We start from the raw sequence: 16,017 nt of genomic DNA, 5'->3' as shown, positions 1-16,017 counted from the left end.
CCTGCTATTTTGGCACAGCCTGACTTAGAATAAATCCTCTTGGCCTGTAATCAGCGCCAAATGCCGGTTTTTCAGCCAAAAGGGCCCTATTTTTATGCTTTTCACCTTAAAAAAGTTTGTTGGCGGCTTATTAATGCCCCTGCCCTTGTTACTCATCATCATGGGGCTGGCACTAATTTTATTGTGGTTTACCCGCTGGCAGAAAAGTGGCAAAACACTTTTTGCGTTGAGTTGGCTGGTATTATTGCTTATTAGCCTGCAACCTGTCGCTGACCGCCTGCTATTGCCACTGGAAAAGTCATACCCGACTTATCAGGGAAACGACCCGGTAGATTACATTGTTGTGCTCGGTGGCGGCTACACGTTTAATCCGAATTGGGCACCAAGCGCCAATTTATTCGCAAATAGCCTGCCAAGAGTCACTGAGGGTGTCAGGCTGTATCGTGCACATCCTAACGCAAAAATGGTTTTTACTGGCAGTGCGGGTCCGAACAACCAAAGCAGTGCAACAACAGCAGCTCAGGTGGCAGAAAGCTTAGGTGTTCCGGTGGCGAATATTATTGCGTTAGAGCAACCGAAAGATACCGTTGAAGAAGCCGCGGCGGTGGCCACTCTGGTGGGTAATAAACCATTTTTGCTGGTCACCTCGGCAAATCATCTGCCCCGAGCGATTAAATTCTTTACCGCCATTGGGTTACATCCAATCCCCGCGCCTGCAAATCAGTTAGCCATCACCACGCCACTGCATAGCTGGGAGCGTGCTATTCCAGCAGCGGCTTATTTAGGCCACACCGAGCGTGCCTGGTATGAAACATTGGGGCTGTTGTGGCAAAAATTAAGCGGGGATAGCAAGGATGAATAATTTTGCTATTAATAACTCATTGTCACCCGTCAATATCCAATAGATTTCGAAATGCAGGAAGGCGGCAAGGGAAAAAATCCCGATGAGCTTACTTATTTTTTAAGGTCAAGAGCAGTAAGTGATTCGGGTTATTGAGCGCAGCCAACACACCAGCAACTTGAAAGATGAAGGATATTAATCTAGCCAAGGGAGAAGTTGCCTGGCGGCATTATCAAATACAGCACGATCCAGATTCCCGGTATGGATGAAGCGGGCCACCAGTTCCCAAAGGGTATAGAGCCATCGGCGGGCAACAAAGGATTCAGAGACCGGTGCTTTATTGAGATAACGATAGAATAGCTGACTAGGCATGCCCTCTTCGCTGAGGCGGAACAAGTCATACTCTCGTGGAGCCCACAACATCGGGCCAGGATTAAGCATCGCTAGCAACTGATCGCTGCGCGCATCTTTTAACATGCTGCGGAGAGTCAGGTTGCCGTGCACCAGCACTGAGCTGTCATCAAAACCGGCAAAAAGTGCCGTTAATGACGCCTTCGCACGGTAAAGTATTGCACGGTCTTCCAATGTCATAACCGGTGAATTCATATTAGACAAGGTCGCCCACAACACTTCAACTCGTTGCTGATACCAACTGAACCAATCATTTTCCTGGGTGCTATCAACATTACCCACACAACCGTGGCTATCAATGCGGTGCCATGCCAGCACACCTTCAACTATCTGATCCATCAAAGCATCCCAGCGCTCCCCCGTCCGAGTCGGTGCCTCCACCGAAACACCACGTAAACGCTCCATCAACAGAATTTCTTTATACGGGGATTGGTGGGTCATCACCAGTCCGTACACTGTGGGTAACCGGATATCACCTTCCCGAGCCAGCATGGAAAGTTTATACGCCTCTTGCTGTGCAATCCCCTGACAAACATAGCTCTTCGCCAGTAATGGGATTGCCTGCCCCTGCTGGTTATACATCGCGTACAGGTGGGCATAGGGCTGCTCGCTGATACGTTCGAGGCGGGTGATAGATTCCCCGAGCACCACACTTAATTCAGCTTTCAGTTGTTCCATTATGCTCAGTCCAATTATCTGGCGAAATTGATGGTTCATAATGGGATGACGGGCGGGAGATTTCCAGAATGCAGATCAACTATTATTGATAATAAAAATCAAACTATCGGATACAACGTAAAAACGCCAGGCCCAATTGGACCTGGCGCAAACAGTTCGGTGCCCGTAATGGTTACTGATGAAGCATGATAGCGCGCACCCGATCCAGATCAGCCTGAGTATCAACCCCAACCGTGGGTATCGCTTTTGCTACCGCGACGTGGATCTTTTCGCCATACCACAGTACTCGAAGTTGCTCTAATAGCTCGATTTGTTCGAGTTTGCTCGGCGCCCAATTAACATAACGGCGGATAAAACCTGCACGATAAGCATAGATACCAATATGGCGTAAGAAACAATCACCGATAGTCTCTTTTGACTGAGCAAAACGCTCTCTTTCCCATGGGATCGCCGCGCGGGAGAAATAGAGCGCGTAGCCTTGCTCATCCATCACCACTTTAACCGCATTAGGGTTAAATGCTTCTTCGCTACTTTCAATCGGCACCGCTAATGTTGCCATGCCAGCACGACAAGCGGCCAGATTATCAGCCACCTGACGGATAATTACCGGGGGTATCAGAGGTTCATCCCCTTGGACATTTACGATAATATCATCATCGGCAAAACCATATAGTTCAATAACTTCGGCTAAGCGCTCGGTGCCAGATTGATGATCGGTACGGGTCATACAGACCTCACCACCGGCAGCCTCAACGGCTCTCACCACCTCAGGATGATCTGTTGCCACAATCACCCGTGACGCGCCCGACGCCTTTGCTCGTTCCATCACATGAACTACCATCGGTTTGCCCGCAATATCAGCCAATGGCTTGCCGGGTAACCGGGTTGAAGCATATCGAGCGGGAATTATAGCGATGAAACTCATGCGTGCTTCTCATCAATTGACAGTGGGCGGGCTTCATTCTCCAACAATACCGGAATACCATCGCGCACCGGGTAAGCCAGATTGTCAGCTTTACATACCAATTCAAGGTTTTCTTTATTGAAATACAACTTGCCGTTGCAAACCGGACAGGCAACGATCTCGAGTAAACGGTGGTCCATACATCCTCCAGAATGGAGTTTAGCCAGCAGGAAAGTGCTCGAGGATACCATATCTGCTGAGGCAGGTTAACTGTACCGATGCTGCCTGCGCTATCAGCGATTAATAACAAGGAGTTATGTTAATTAGCAACTACATAAGTAAATATAGATAGCTATCTCGTGGGATAAATGCTGGTTTTGTTATTGATATGTTGAATAGCGAGGAGTAGAATTTTGTGATTCACATCACATAAATGGGCATGTCGAGTAAGAGATGAAAGTATTCCATAAAATTATTGCGCTGTTTGCTAACTTCAGCAACTAAGCCGCATAAAGACAAATAGAAGCACCTGCAAAAGCTGCCCGGCGACAAAGCAACCTGTCGAATAGAGGCCAAAAATACCCAAGGGTATAAATACAAACGGCTACCAAAAGGTAGCCGTTTGCTTAGAAAACGAGTTGATCGTCGTCGTTTACTTAGAAAGCGATCACATCTGCTGCTGACGGCCCGTGAATACTACGATAAGTAGAGAATTCAACGTCTTGCCCTTCACTGAGTGATTTATTTTTGGTGTTGGCGATAGCCGTCTTGCTGACATACACATCCAAACTACCATCGTGTGGCGAGATGAAACCGTAACCTTCTGATTGGTTGAACCATTTCACGCGACCCATTTTTAACGTCATAATAAATTTCCTTTTACTGGGCATCCTAACAACTCATTTTTATTTATTGTTTAGATGCAGTTGCCCATCCTAAAGTTTTCTGATTAAACCTCTATGAGCTTGATTTTATGAAAAAACCCGCATAAGTGCGGGCTTTAGAATTTTGCTATCCAGATCGATGATTAGCACATCGGCATCATCACTTTCTAAGATAATCTAAACATTATTTCTCTTAAATTACAGAGCAACAACGTTTGCAGCAGCCGGCCCGCGCGGGCTGTCTTGGATGGTATACTCAACACGCTGGCCTTCAGCCAAGGTTTTGAAACCATCAGTTGCGATCGCGGAGAAGTGAACAAACACATCTTTACCGCCATCATGCTGTTCAATAAAACCAAAACCTTTGCTTTCGTTGAACCACTTAACCTGACCTGTCTTCTTAGACATAAACTTCACCTTCAACTTCTTCTTTCAAATAACATTAAATCTGCCATAAGGCACTCGCGCTATGAGTAATAGCGGGCCTGCATCAGAACATTACTTATGGGAGTTACTATCAGAGATACTGGAAGGTTCGTCTTTGGATCGGCATCAACAAGATAACGTCTGGGAGGAACTGCTTTACTTTAGTCTCGAACACTCTTACACATAAATAGGTCTGTAGCACAGGCCAGCGGCTATTAACTCATAAAATACCATGCCGCGCAACTATTTTATCTGGGAAGGTAGTTCAGTAAGTAGCATCAATGGGATGCCACGCATAAAAAACCAATATTCTCCACTGCTTACCCCATTAATTATCGATATCAATCTAGACTAAAAACTGAATAAGCATGAAGGAGCTATCCGATTATGACTCACCCACCGTTTGTCCACCCCGATGAGATTCGCGCCAGATTCTCCAGTGCCATGTCGGATATGTATCAGGATGAAGTGCCGCTATACGGAGCCTTGTTACAACTGGTTGCTGATATCAACAACCAAACTATGGGTCAGCAACCGGAACTTACCCGCCATTTACGCCGGACCGGAGAGATTGAGCGCCTGAACATGGAACGACACGGTGCTATCCGAGTGGGAACCGCCGCTGAACTTGCGACCCTGCGCCGCCTGTTTGCGGTGATGGGTATGCTGCCTGTTGGTTATTATGACCTGGCCCCGGCTGGGGTTCCGGTTCACTCGACGGCATTCCGCGCTGTCCATGAAGCTTCGCTGCAAACCTGCCCATTTAGAATTTTCACCTCATTATTGCGCCTTGAATTAATTGAACAACCAGAGCTGCGGCAACAAGCTGCCGATATTCTGGCAAAAAGAGTGATATTTACTCCACGGGCTATCGAATTAATTACTCAGCATGAAATTTCCGGCGGGCTGACCAGCAATGAAGCCGATGACTTTATTGCTCAGTCATTAGAGACATTTCGCTGGCATAATCAAGCGACAGTAAGTGCTGATGTTTACCAACAACTGCACGATCAGCATCGTTTAATTGCCGATGTGGTGGCTTTCAAAGGACCCCATATTAACCACCTAACGCCACGAACGTTGCATATCGATGCCGTACAAATTGCGATGCCAGAACATCAGATTACCCCCAAAGCGGTGATCGAAGGGCCACCTCCGCGCCGCTGTCCAATATTATTACGGCAAACCAGTTTTAAAGCCCTTGAGGAACAGGTTTCGTTTGTCGCAACAGATGGTCGACTCACTCGAGGGCATCACACCGCCCGTTTTGGTGAAATAGAACAACGGGGGACAGCGCTGACAGCGAAGGGGCGTAATCTCTATGACTGCCTGCTACAGGCGGCACAAGATCAACTACAGGTTCCCGTAAATGAAAAAAATGCCCTGCAATACATGGCGATTCTCAAGGAGAAATTTAGCCAGTTCCCAGATGACTACCCGACAATGCGCGCTGAACAGCTCGCTTTCTTTCGCTATTTCCCTACCGAGAGAGGGCTAAGTACCCTTACTGAATCAATGCAAAACCTGACATTAGACCAATTGATTGACGGGGAATTTATCCAATATGAGCCGTTAGTTTATGAGGATTTTCTCCCCGTCAGCGCAGCAGGTATTTTTCAATCAAATTTAGGGGACAGTGGTCACAGCCAGTTTGCGGGGCACTCCAGCAAGCAGGATTTCCAGCGGGCGCTGGGAGCCACGGTAATTGATGAACTACAGCTATATGAAGAAACCCAGCAGCGCTCAATTGTGGCATGCGCGGCATCCCTCAAGCTAACACTGCTGAGTCTATAAAGTGGGCTACTTGGTGTGGCGTGATAATGCCTGAATGTTCAACAGCAATTGTTCAGCCTGATCCGGCGGTAACTGTGCATCTACCGGCAGGTACCACCAATTAGGCTGAGCAAAAGCCCGGCACTTGACTGCATCTTTTTCAGTCATCAATAATATTTGCGGGCCACTCGTTAGCGGACTAAGTTGTGCTAATGAATAATCCTGATGGTCAGCAAAAACATGCTTACTCTTAGGCTCAATACCCAGTAAATTCAGGGTAGTAAAGAACCGAGGAGGATGACCAATACCCGCCATTGCAACGACATGCTGGAGTTGCTGTGCGGGTAACCGCTCACCGCTAACCAGATTGACGGCCTGCCGCGCCACCAACTGCATCGGTATTTCTCCGCTGGCGGCAATACCACCATTGGTAATTACCGCATCCACTGAGTGCAAACGCCCCGCCCGTTCACGCATCGGGCCTGCCGGTAACCACCAACCATTACCGAAACGACGCACACCATCGATCACCACCAGCTCAAAATCACGCTGTAGCGCATAATGTTGCAATCCATCGTCGGTGATGATGAAGTCCAAAGTGTGAGCTTTTAGTAACGCTTTGATGGCATCTGAGCGCTTTGGTGAGACAGCGACCGGTGCCTGAGTACGTTGATATATCAGAACCGGCTCATCACCTGCCTGCACCGTGGATGTCTCATTGGATAGCAGTAGCGGATACACCGTAGATTTGCCCCCGTAGCCACGAGACACCACCCCAACACGGTAACCCCGTAGTTTTAGCTGTTCCACTAACCAGATTACGACCGGTGTCTTACCATTTCCGCCAGCAGTAAGGTTGCCGACAATAACCACCGGGACCGGTGAGCGCCAAGCAGAACGCCAGCCAAGAGAGTAACTGGCCCGGATAAGTGCTGTGACCGCACCGTATAACCAAGATAGTGGCAGCAGTAGCAGATACAGCCGAGACCGCCCAGACCAGATACGCTCAATCATTGGCCAAACTGCATACGATTAAGTTGGGCATAGGCACCATGTTGCGCCAACAACTCTGCATGTACACCACGCTCGACAATGCGCCCCTCTTCAATGACCAAAATTTCATCGGCTTTTTCAATCGTAGATAAGCGATGGGCAATAACCAATGAAGTACGGTTTTTCTGCAACTCATCCAATGCGGACTGAATCGCCCGTTCAGATTCAGTATCCAGCGCTGAGGTAGCTTCATCCAGAATCAATATCGGGCAATCTCGCAATAACGCACGAGCGATAGCGATACGCTGACGTTGCCCACCTGAGAGCATCACACCGTTCTCGCCAATAACAGTATCAAGGCCAAATTCCATTTTATTGATAAAATCCATGGCATATGCCATTCGGGCGGCTTCTTCGATTTCAGCGCGGCTATAGTGCTCGTCACGGGCATAAGCGATATTATTGGCAACCGTATCATTGAACAGATGAACATTTTGCGACACCAAGGCGACTTGGTTTCGCAAGGCACCAAGCCGATAATCACGCAAATCGTGCCCGTCCATCAAGATACTGCCTTCGCTGACATCATAGAACCGGGTCAGTAAATTGGCGATAGTTGACTTACCTGAGCCTGAACGCCCTACCAATGCCACGGTCTTACCCGCTTCAATGTGCATATTGATATCATTCAGTGCTGGGGTGTCTTTGCCTGGGTAGTAGAAAGTGACATGGCGGAATTCTATTTCGCCTTTAGCCCGCTCAACTTCCAGTTTCCCCTCGTCTTTTTCCTGTTCCATATCCAGAATAGCAAATAGCGTCTGACAAGCTGCCATCCCGCGCTGGAACTGTGCATTCACATTGGTAAGGGACTTCAACGGGCGCATCAGAGCAATCATTGCCGAGAACACCACAGTGATGGTACCCGCTGTCAGAGTTTCCATCACACTAGGGAAACTTGCCGCATACAGCACAAACGCCAACGCAAATGAAGCAATCAACTGAATGATGGGATCAGAAATGGAAGAAGCAGAAACCAGCTTCATCCCCTGCTGACGCATGCGATTACTGACGGTATCAAAACGCTCGGTTTCAACTTTCTGGCCACCAAAGATCAACACTTCTTTGTGCCCTTTCAGCATTTGCTCTGCACTGGTGGTCACTTCTCCCATGGTGCTTTGCATATTTTTACTGATATTACGAAAACGCTTAGAGACTAACCGGATAGAAACAGAAACAATCGGTGCAATGACGATTAAAATCAGCGACAACTGCCAGCTGTAATAAAACATCATGATAAACAAACCGATAATAGAGGCCCCTTCACGCACCACTGTAACCAATGCGCCAGAAGACGATGCCGCTACCTGCTCAGAATCATAGGTAATACGGGACAACAACGTGCCAGTCGATTGCTGGTCAAAGAAGGATACCGGCATCCCCATCATATGGCTAAATAAGCGGCGACGGATGAACATCACGACTTGACCAGAGACCCATGAGATACAATAGCTAGAAATAAAGCCGGTTATTCCACGAACCACCATCAAACCGATAACAGCCAACGGCATCCATTTTAAAATTGAGCTATTCGCTTTACCAAAACCATCATCGAGCAAAGGTTTCAGTAACGACAGCATAAACGTGTCACTGGCGGCATTAAGGATTAATGCTATCGCCGCGACAACAAGACCGGTCTTATAAGGAGAGATCATTGGCCAGAGGCGACGGAACGTCTGCCATGTGGATAGATCTTTATCATTCATCATGCAAATACCAGCACCAGAAGAAATAGCGGCCCATTCTACTCATTATGGCCTCCAACGCCAAACCGCTGGTGATACCAACGTGGCATTATTTGTTCCCGATAGCCCCTAATTTGCCAACTATCGCTGTAAAAATACACAGTTAGCTGTCCGGATACCGAGGTATCACGCCAAATAATGCTATTTTTTTGATAGCGTTTAATCACTTTTTTAGCTGGCAGGTGCCATTGGTTATAGCGTGCAGCGGAAGCAAAAGCCAATTCTGGCTTCACTGCCCGCAAAAATGGGCCGGTTGAAGAGGTATTGCTGCCATGGTGGGGAACTTGCAGCAATGTTGAGGCTAGCTTAGCACGATAATTTTTAACTAACTGCCGCTCTCCCCGTGTTTCAAGGTCGCCCGTCAATAACAGACTGTGTTTGCCATCATCAATGCGAATAACACATGAGTCATCATTTTGGGCGTTAATCACATGAGTTCTTGGCCATAAAACCTCAAAATTTAAATTTTGCCATTGCCATTTCACGCCTTGCTGACAGGGCAAACCCGCTATCGGGCCAGTTAAGGAGAAAGGTGCACGGATTTTCGCCTGCGGGAATGCCGCCTTTAACTCAGCTAGCCCTCCGGTGTGATCAAGATGATCATGGCTAAGGATAATTTGCTCAACCACAATGCCCCGCCAACGTAAATAAGGGAGAATAACCGCAGCTGCCATGCTACTGGTGTGCCAACGATTGCCCGTATCAAAGATAATTGCTTTCCCTGCGCGTTCTATCACTATTGCCAGACCGTGCCCAATATCCAACATATCAACACGCCAGCGATAATCATCACGCCGCTGAGTGAATAACACCAAATTGACACACAGGACTACCACCCCAATTGGATAGCTGCGCCACCACTGAAAACGCCAAATAAGTATTACCAGCCACCCCGCATAAGCCACGGCAACGGATGCTAACCCAGTATGCAACCAACCGGTTTTTAGATGATTGAGTGGCCAGAGTACCGCGCAAAGCGATATATCGGCCAAGAACCAAAACAGGCCAGCTACGGTAGGCAATGGTATGCAGGCCAAGGCCAACAATACGCAAGGCACAGTAAGCAGGGATATGATAGGCACTGCCCACAAATTTGCAGGGATAGAAAACAAGCTGACGCCATGAAATAGGCCTATCTGCAGTGGCATCAATAGTAGCATCATACCAAATTGTAAATGGAACCAGCGGATAATCAGCCCAAGCCATCCGCCCCTAAAACGCTGAGTAATTGGCACCCAATAGAACCAACATATCAGACTGAATACCGCCAGACAGGAGAGCCAAAAACTGTCTGATAGTACCGCCAGTGGTTCACTAAGTAATATTAACGCCAACACCCAGAGCCACACTTGCCAGGCGCTGCATAAAATACCGAACAACCTCAGCAGTAACCATAGGGTTAATGCTATAGCCGCCCTCATCGCGGGTGGATTCGCGCCCGCCAACCAAACATAAACCATTGCCACAAACCAGCCAATCAGCAGCGGGAACACGGGCCCTACCCAACTAACGGGTAGAAAGAACTGGATCCCACGAGCCAGTATCCCGCCAAACAGCGCCGCTAGCCCGATGTGCAAACCCGATATCGCCATCAGGTGCGCCGTTCCGGTATTACGAAAAAGTGCCCACTGGCGTGTGTTCAACTGTTCTCTTTCACCAAAAGCTAAAGCTAGCAGTATCTGCCGCTGGTCATACTGCTGTAGCTGCTGTTCAATAACACTGATGGCCCGCTGGCGGAGATTACAATGAGCATCACGCAATTCAGCCTTAATCACTCGCCCTTGCAATGGACGCTGGTTGGCTATAGCCCAGCGTTGGCTATCAAACCCCCCTTCATTGAGTAAGCTATGCACCGCCCGCATTCGTAGCCTCAACACCCATTGCTGCCCAGCACAATAGCGCTCAAGCTTCTCCGGCCACTTTACTGATACTGCAATCGGCGGAAATACTCTTTGCCCATTAACTTGCTGAATGCCCAACAGGACCTTATTCCCTTCTCCCCATGTCAGATAGGCATTCTTTATAGTGGCGATAACTTGCTGCTCACCTTGAGTTAACGCCTCAATTTGCATTAATACCCTATTTCCGTGCCAACTTCCCCACGCAAAACTGATGATGACTAATGCCACGCATTGCCAGTAGATACGCCCACTTAACCATACCAGTCCCCCCAACACTAGCAGCCCCACAATGATGAGAGTTCCTGGCAACTGAGGTAGAAAAATAAGGGGTAAGAAGCCAATGGCAATAGCGGCCGCAGCATGATCGATTGATAAAGTGATAAGAAGCCATCCCTTGTATTACTGCCAGATAGCCTCATTGCCATCCGCTTGCCTCATCGTGAATATGCTGATTTTCTCTGTTGATGGATGATGCAGCCAGTACAAAAAGTGGAAGTTCAGAGCGGCTTCGCGGATAGTTTAATCTTGTTACATAGCTAACAACGCCTATGCGGAATGTATCGAAAATAAAGCTGAGCTTATTACAGGTAAAAGGGAGATAGAGATAGAGATAGAGATAGAGATAGAGATAGAGATAGAGATAGATGAGGGTATTTGAATAAGTGAATAAACAATATTTAATCTATTCGTTATAAGGTTTTAATATATATTCAGCTAATTTTAGCGCGTGACATTAGAAAGAAAAAAAGAAAAACGGTGCCATTAGGCACCGTTTCTTATCAGCGTTTATACCTTTTATAATCAGCGTCATAGCAGTATTAGCTATGACACCAATGATTTAGGTATAGATAATAACGCGGTAAGTTGTAACCAACTTAACCGTAGATATTAGCGCGATCACGCAATTCTTTACCTGGCTTAAAGTGTGGAACGTACTTACCTTCCAATTCAACTTTAGCGCCAGTCTTTGGATTACGGCCAACACGCGGAGCACGGTAGTGAAGAGAAAAACTGCCAAATCCTCGGATCTCAATGCGCTCACCTTCAGCTAGTGTTCCAGCCATATGTTCAAGCATTTCTTTCACTGCATCCTCAACGGCTTTAGCCGGTACATGAGATTGCTGGCCAGCAAGTCTTTCAATAAGTTCAGACTTGGTCATATTACCTCCAAGCTTTGCAGCTAAACTACCGTATAGGGGCGGAAAAACCGCCCCCCGTTATTACTCGCCTTTTGCAGCTTTGAACGCTTCTGCCATTGCGCTAGAGAAGTTACCTTCTTCTGGCTTGTTGTTAACTGTAGCAATAGCATCTTTCTCATCAGCTTCGTCTTTAGCACGAACAGACAGGCTGATTACGCGGTTTTTACGGTCAACGCCAGTATATTTGGCTTCAACTTCATCACCGACGTTCAGAACCAGCGTCGCATCTTCAACGCGGTCGCGAGTTGCTTCGGAAGCACGCAGATAACCTTCTACGCCGCCTGCCAATTCAACTGTAGCACCTTTAGCGTCAACTGCAGTTACTTTACCAGTAACAATAGCACCTTTCTTGTTAACAGACAGGTAGTTATTGAACGGGTCTTCTGCCAGTTGTTTCACGCCCAGGGAGATGCGCTCACGTTCTGCGTCAACTTGCAGAACCACAGCTGCGATTTCGTCGCCTTTCTTATATTCACGAACTGCTTCTTCGCCTGCAACGTTCCAGGAGATGTCAGACAGGTGAACCAGGCCGTCGATGCCGCCGTCCAAGCCGATGAAGATACCGAAGTCAGTGATAGACTTGATTTTACCTTCAACGCGGTCGTTTTTGTTGTGAGTTTCTGCAAACAGCTGCCATGGGTTAGATTTGCACTGTTTCAGGCCCAGAGAAATACGACGACGTTCTTCATCGATGTCCAGAACCATAACTTCCACTACGTCGCCAACGTTAACAACTTTAGACGGGTGAATGTTTTTGTTGGTCCAATCCATTTCTGAAACGTGTACCAAACCTTCAACGCCTTCTTCGATTTCTACGAAGCAGCCGTAATCAGTCAGGTTAGTTACACGACCAGTCAGCTTGGTGCTTTCTGGGTAACGTTTAGCGATAGCAACCCATGGATCTTCGCCAAGCTGTTTCAAGCCCAGGGATACACGAGTACGTTCGCGGTCGAATTTCAGAACTTTAACAGTGATTTCGTCGCCCACATTGACAATTTCGCTTGGGTGTTTAACACGTTTCCAAGCCATGTCAGTAATGTGCAGCAAGCCATCAACGCCACCCAGATCAACGAATGCACCGTAGTCAGTCAGGTTCTTAACGATACCCTTAACTTCCATGCCTTCTTGCAGGTTTTCCAGCAATTGATCACGCTCAGCGCTGTTCTCAGATTCGATAACTGCACGACGAGAAACAACGACGTTGTTGCGTTTCTGATCAAGCTTGATGACTTTGAACTCAAGCTCTTTGCCTTCCAGATGCAGAGTATCGCGAACTGGGCGCACATCAACCAGTGAACCAGGCAGGAACGCACGGATACCGTTCAGTTCGACTGTAAAGCCGCCCTTCACTTTGCCGTTGATCACACCAGTAACGGTTGCAGCTTCTTCGTAAGCTTTTTCCAGCATCAGCCATGCTTCGTGACGCTTAGCTTTTTCACGGGACAGCAGAGTTTCACCGAAGCCGTCTTCAACAGCGTCCAGAGCAACGTCAACTTCGTCACCAACTTGAATTTCCAGTTCGCCTTGCGCGTTCTTGAACTGTTCTGCTGGAATTGCTGACTCAGATTTCAGACCGGCGTCAACCAGTACGATATCTTTATCGATAGAAACAACAACACCACGGACGATAGAGCCCGGACGTGTTTCAATTGTTTTCAGGGATTCTTCAAAGAGTTGAGCAAAAGATTCTGTCATGTTAATAATCTTCAGGATTCTTAAGTTTAACGTCCATCTAGCATCCCGCCGGATGGGGTTGTTTCACATGCCTCGCCACAGATCCTTGCAGCAAGGTTAAAGTGCTCATCAAAAATAATTTTAATTAAAAAATAAATCGTTGAGAGCTCAGAACTGACCGCATTGTCGTTATTTTTTCAACGGCAACGCTAAAATTCGTTGGGCATAAGCCAGCGCCTGTTCGATCACCTGCTCGATGGACATACTGGTTGAATCCAGTACCAACGCATCCGCCGCAGGGACTAAAGGTGCAATAGACCGGTTACGATCACGAGAGTCTCGCTCCTGTATCTCAGCCAAAAGACGTTCAAAGTTAACATTAAACCCCTTTTCCTGCAACTGTAGCATACGTCGGTGCGCGCGTTCTTGCGAACTTGCATCAAGAAATATTTTCACCGGCGCATCAGGGAAGACCACCGTCCCCATATCGCGACCATCGGCAATCAGGCCCGGTGCTTCACGAAATGCTCGCTGGCGGCGTAGTAATGCCTCACGGACTCGCGGGAAAGCCGCCGCCTGAGATGCAGTATTCCCTACAGTTTCGGTGCGGATTTCATTGCTGACATCCTCACCTTCTAAAATCACTTTTAACTGCCCATTCTGTGAGACAAAACGAACATCGAGATGTGCGGCAAGTGGAACCAATGCCTCTTCGGTGCTGATATCAACCTGATGATGCAGGGCTGCTAACGCCAAAACCCGGTAAATCGCACCCGAATCCAGCAAGCGCCAGTTCAACGATTCAGCCAAAGCTTTGCAAAGCGTACCTTTACCTGCACCACTTGGTCCATCAACGGTTATCACCGGGGCTATCGCCGTCATTTCTCTCTCCTTTCGGTAGGCAAAACCTCTTGTCTACCCAGCAGGGCAAACACAGGAGCAGCATTATACGCCGCATCGATGTGAACTGTTACCCTCGCGTGGTTCAGTTGCTGAAAATAAAACCATAAGCCGTGGCTGGAGTGTAGAAGAGATGTGAAAGATAGCCAGAAAAAACATTTATTCTTATTTGCCAATAAAGAAAAGTGCTATCCGTCTATAAAATAGGGAATGGGTACCGACTGGTACCCATTAGAGGTCAATAAATTCGGCGCAAAAAGGTCAGGCTGTCTGGCTCAGATTGGCCAATTGTTCAAAGTAGTCAGGGAAGGTTTTAGCGGTGCATTGAGGGTCAAGAATCGTCACCGGAGTATCAGATAACGCCACCAGTGAGAAGCACATCGCCATACGGTGGTCATTGTAAGTCCCTATTTCAGCGGCAATTAATTGCACGGGTGGCACCACACGAATATAGTCTTCACCTTCTTCAACTTCCGCACCCACTTTTCTCAGCTCAGTGGCCATCGCAGATAAGCGGTCAGTCTCTTTTACCCGCCAGTTATAGATATTACGAATAACCGTCGGGCCATTGGCAAACAGTGCGGTGGTAGCAATGGTCATGGCCGCATCAGGAATGTGATTCATATCCATATCGATACCCTGTAATTCGCCACGGCTACATTCTATATAGTCATCACCCCAGCTAATTTTTGCGCCCATTTTTTCCAGCACATCAGCAAATTTGGTATCACCCTGCACGCTTTTTTTACCGATACCCGTAACACGCACGGTGCCACCTTTAATTGCCGCGGCGGCTAAGAAATAGGACGCAGAAGACGCATCGCCCTCAACCAAATAAGTACCCGGAGTGCGATATGTCTGGCCGCTTTTTATATGAAACAGTTGATAGTTCTCATGCACCACATCAACACCGAAGGCTTTCATCAGATGCAGGGTAATATCGATGTATGGCTTAGAGACCAGAGTGCCTTGAATCTGAATGTCGGTATCTTGCTCAGCCAAGGGGGCAGTCATCAGCAATGCTGTCAGAAATTGGCTGGAGACACTACCATCAACGGTCAGTTTTCCACCACGGAAACCACCACGTAAGCGCAACGGCGGGTAGCTCTCTTGCTCCAGATAATCAATCTGCGCCCCGCCCTGACGCAAGGCATCAACCAAGTGGCCAATTGGCCGCTCTTTCATCCGCGGTTCACCGGTTAGTACGATGTCGCTGTTACCTAAGCAAAGTGCCGCAGCCAATGGGCGCATTGCCGTGCCCGCATTGCCTAAGAACAGTTCCAAGGGTTGGTCTGCGACCAATTTGCCACCTACACCATCCACTTCACATTGAGTGCGATCAGCCGAAAGGCGGAAATTCACCCCCAATGCCTGCAAGGCATCGAGCATATGGCGAATGTCGTCACTGTCTAACAAGTTATTCAGCTGGGTCGTCCCTTCGGCCAGCGCTGCCAGAAGAAGTGCACGGTTAGAAACACTTTTAGAACCGGGTAAGTTAACGGTGCCATTGATCAGAGCAATGGGTTGTAAAGTCAGGGATTCCAACATGGGAAAAGCACTCTCCAGTCTTCTGTGTGCAAATAAATATATTTTAAATAAGGGTGATAACTCAGTCTGAGCAGACAAACATC

The 16,017-nt window shown here is 47.9% G+C and carries 14 protein-coding genes and 1 pseudogene; 2 read left to right on the top strand and 13 right to left on the bottom strand.

Annotation, left to right across the window (positions count from 1 at the left end; translation table 11 throughout):
- Positions 1-94: 94 nt before the first annotated feature.
- Positions 95-862 carry an envelope biogenesis factor ElyC gene (locus A6J66_003075; protein PNM23263.1) on the top strand — a complete coding sequence of 256 codons (768 nt, stop codon included), beginning with the start codon at positions 95-97 and terminating at the stop codon, positions 860-862.
- On the opposite strand, the pseudogene A6J66_003070 reads toward A6J66_003075, so the two are convergent.
- The 6 genes and pseudogenes from A6J66_003070 to A6J66_003045 all read right to left on the bottom strand — a co-directional run bounded on the left by A6J66_003070 (position 836) and on the right by A6J66_003045 (position 4,126).
- Positions 836-1,018: pseudogene (locus A6J66_003070) on the bottom strand (hypothetical protein). The gene A6J66_003075 and the pseudogene A6J66_003070 sit on opposite strands and share 27 nt — an antisense overlap.
- A gap of 18 nt (positions 1,019-1,036) precedes the next feature.
- Entirely contained in the window at positions 1,037-1,930 is an 894-nt protein-coding gene (locus A6J66_003065; protein ID PNM23262.1) for a hypothetical protein, read from the bottom strand.
- Positions 1,931-2,102: 172 nt separating this feature from the next.
- Positions 2,103-2,855, bottom strand: a complete 753-nt coding sequence (locus A6J66_003060; protein ID PNM23261.1) for a 3-deoxy-manno-octulosonate cytidylyltransferase — start codon at positions 2,853-2,855, stop codon at positions 2,103-2,105.
- Entirely contained in the window at positions 2,852-3,034 is a 183-nt protein-coding gene (locus tag A6J66_003055; GenBank protein ID PNM23260.1) for a hypothetical protein, read from the bottom strand. The genes A6J66_003060 and A6J66_003055 overlap by 4 nt, the downstream gene beginning before the upstream one ends.
- A 456-nt stretch (positions 3,035-3,490) precedes the next feature.
- On the bottom strand, positions 3,491-3,700 hold the full coding sequence (locus A6J66_003050; GenBank protein ID PNM23259.1) for a cold-shock protein: 210 nt from the start codon (positions 3,698-3,700) through the stop codon (positions 3,491-3,493).
- A gap of 216 nt (positions 3,701-3,916) precedes the next feature.
- Positions 3,917-4,126 carry a cold-shock protein gene (locus A6J66_003045; GenBank protein PNM23258.1) on the bottom strand — a complete coding sequence of 70 codons (210 nt, stop codon included), beginning with the start codon at positions 4,124-4,126 and terminating at the stop codon, positions 3,917-3,919.
- Between the two features lie 405 nt (positions 4,127-4,531).
- Between A6J66_003045 and A6J66_003040 the strand changes: the two genes are divergently transcribed.
- Positions 4,532-5,938 carry a DUF1338 domain-containing protein gene (locus A6J66_003040; GenBank protein ID PNM23257.1) on the top strand — a complete coding sequence of 469 codons (1,407 nt, stop codon included), beginning with the start codon at positions 4,532-4,534 and terminating at the stop codon, positions 5,936-5,938.
- A 6-nt stretch (positions 5,939-5,944) separates the two neighbouring features.
- On the opposite strand, the gene A6J66_003035 is transcribed toward A6J66_003040, so the two are convergent.
- The 7 genes from A6J66_003035 to aroA form a co-directional block, all read right to left on the bottom strand.
- Positions 5,945-6,931 (bottom strand): tetraacyldisaccharide 4'-kinase, encoded by a 987-nt coding sequence (locus A6J66_003035; GenBank protein PNM23256.1) that lies wholly within the window; start codon positions 6,929-6,931, stop codon positions 5,945-5,947.
- A complete protein-coding gene (locus A6J66_003030; protein ID PNM23255.1) occupies positions 6,928-8,676 on the bottom strand; it encodes a lipid A ABC transporter ATP-binding protein/permease MsbA in 1,749 nt (582 codons plus the stop codon). The genes A6J66_003035 and A6J66_003030 overlap by 4 nt, the downstream gene beginning before the upstream one ends.
- 35 nt (positions 8,677-8,711) lie before the next feature.
- Entirely contained in the window at positions 8,712-10,994 is a 2,283-nt protein-coding gene (locus tag A6J66_003025; protein PNM23254.1) for a ComEC family protein, read from the bottom strand.
- A gap of 494 nt (positions 10,995-11,488) precedes the next feature.
- Entirely contained in the window at positions 11,489-11,773 is a 285-nt protein-coding gene (gene ihfB / locus A6J66_003020) for an integration host factor subunit beta (GenBank protein PNM23253.1), read from the bottom strand.
- A gap of 60 nt (positions 11,774-11,833) precedes the next feature.
- Positions 11,834-13,507 carry a 30S ribosomal protein S1 gene (locus A6J66_003015; protein ID PNM23252.1) on the bottom strand — a complete coding sequence of 558 codons (1,674 nt, stop codon included), beginning with the start codon at positions 13,505-13,507 and terminating at the stop codon, positions 11,834-11,836.
- Between the two features lie 168 nt (positions 13,508-13,675).
- The gene (locus A6J66_003010) at positions 13,676-14,368 is read right to left on the bottom strand and encodes a (d)CMP kinase (protein PNM23251.1); all 693 of its coding nucleotides are present in this window, start codon (positions 14,366-14,368) and stop codon (positions 13,676-13,678) included.
- Positions 14,369-14,647: 279 nt separating this feature from the next.
- Positions 14,648-15,934 (bottom strand): 3-phosphoshikimate 1-carboxyvinyltransferase, encoded by a 1,287-nt coding sequence (gene aroA / locus A6J66_003005; GenBank protein PNM23250.1) that lies wholly within the window; start codon positions 15,932-15,934, stop codon positions 14,648-14,650.
- Between the last annotated feature and the right edge of the window lie 83 nt (positions 15,935-16,017).

Source organism: Yersinia enterocolitica, from assembly GCA_002082245.2.
Taxonomy (GTDB): Bacteria; Pseudomonadota; Gammaproteobacteria; order Enterobacterales; family Enterobacteriaceae; genus Yersinia; species Yersinia enterocolitica_E.
This window is presented reverse-complemented; position numbering and strand designations above follow the sequence as displayed.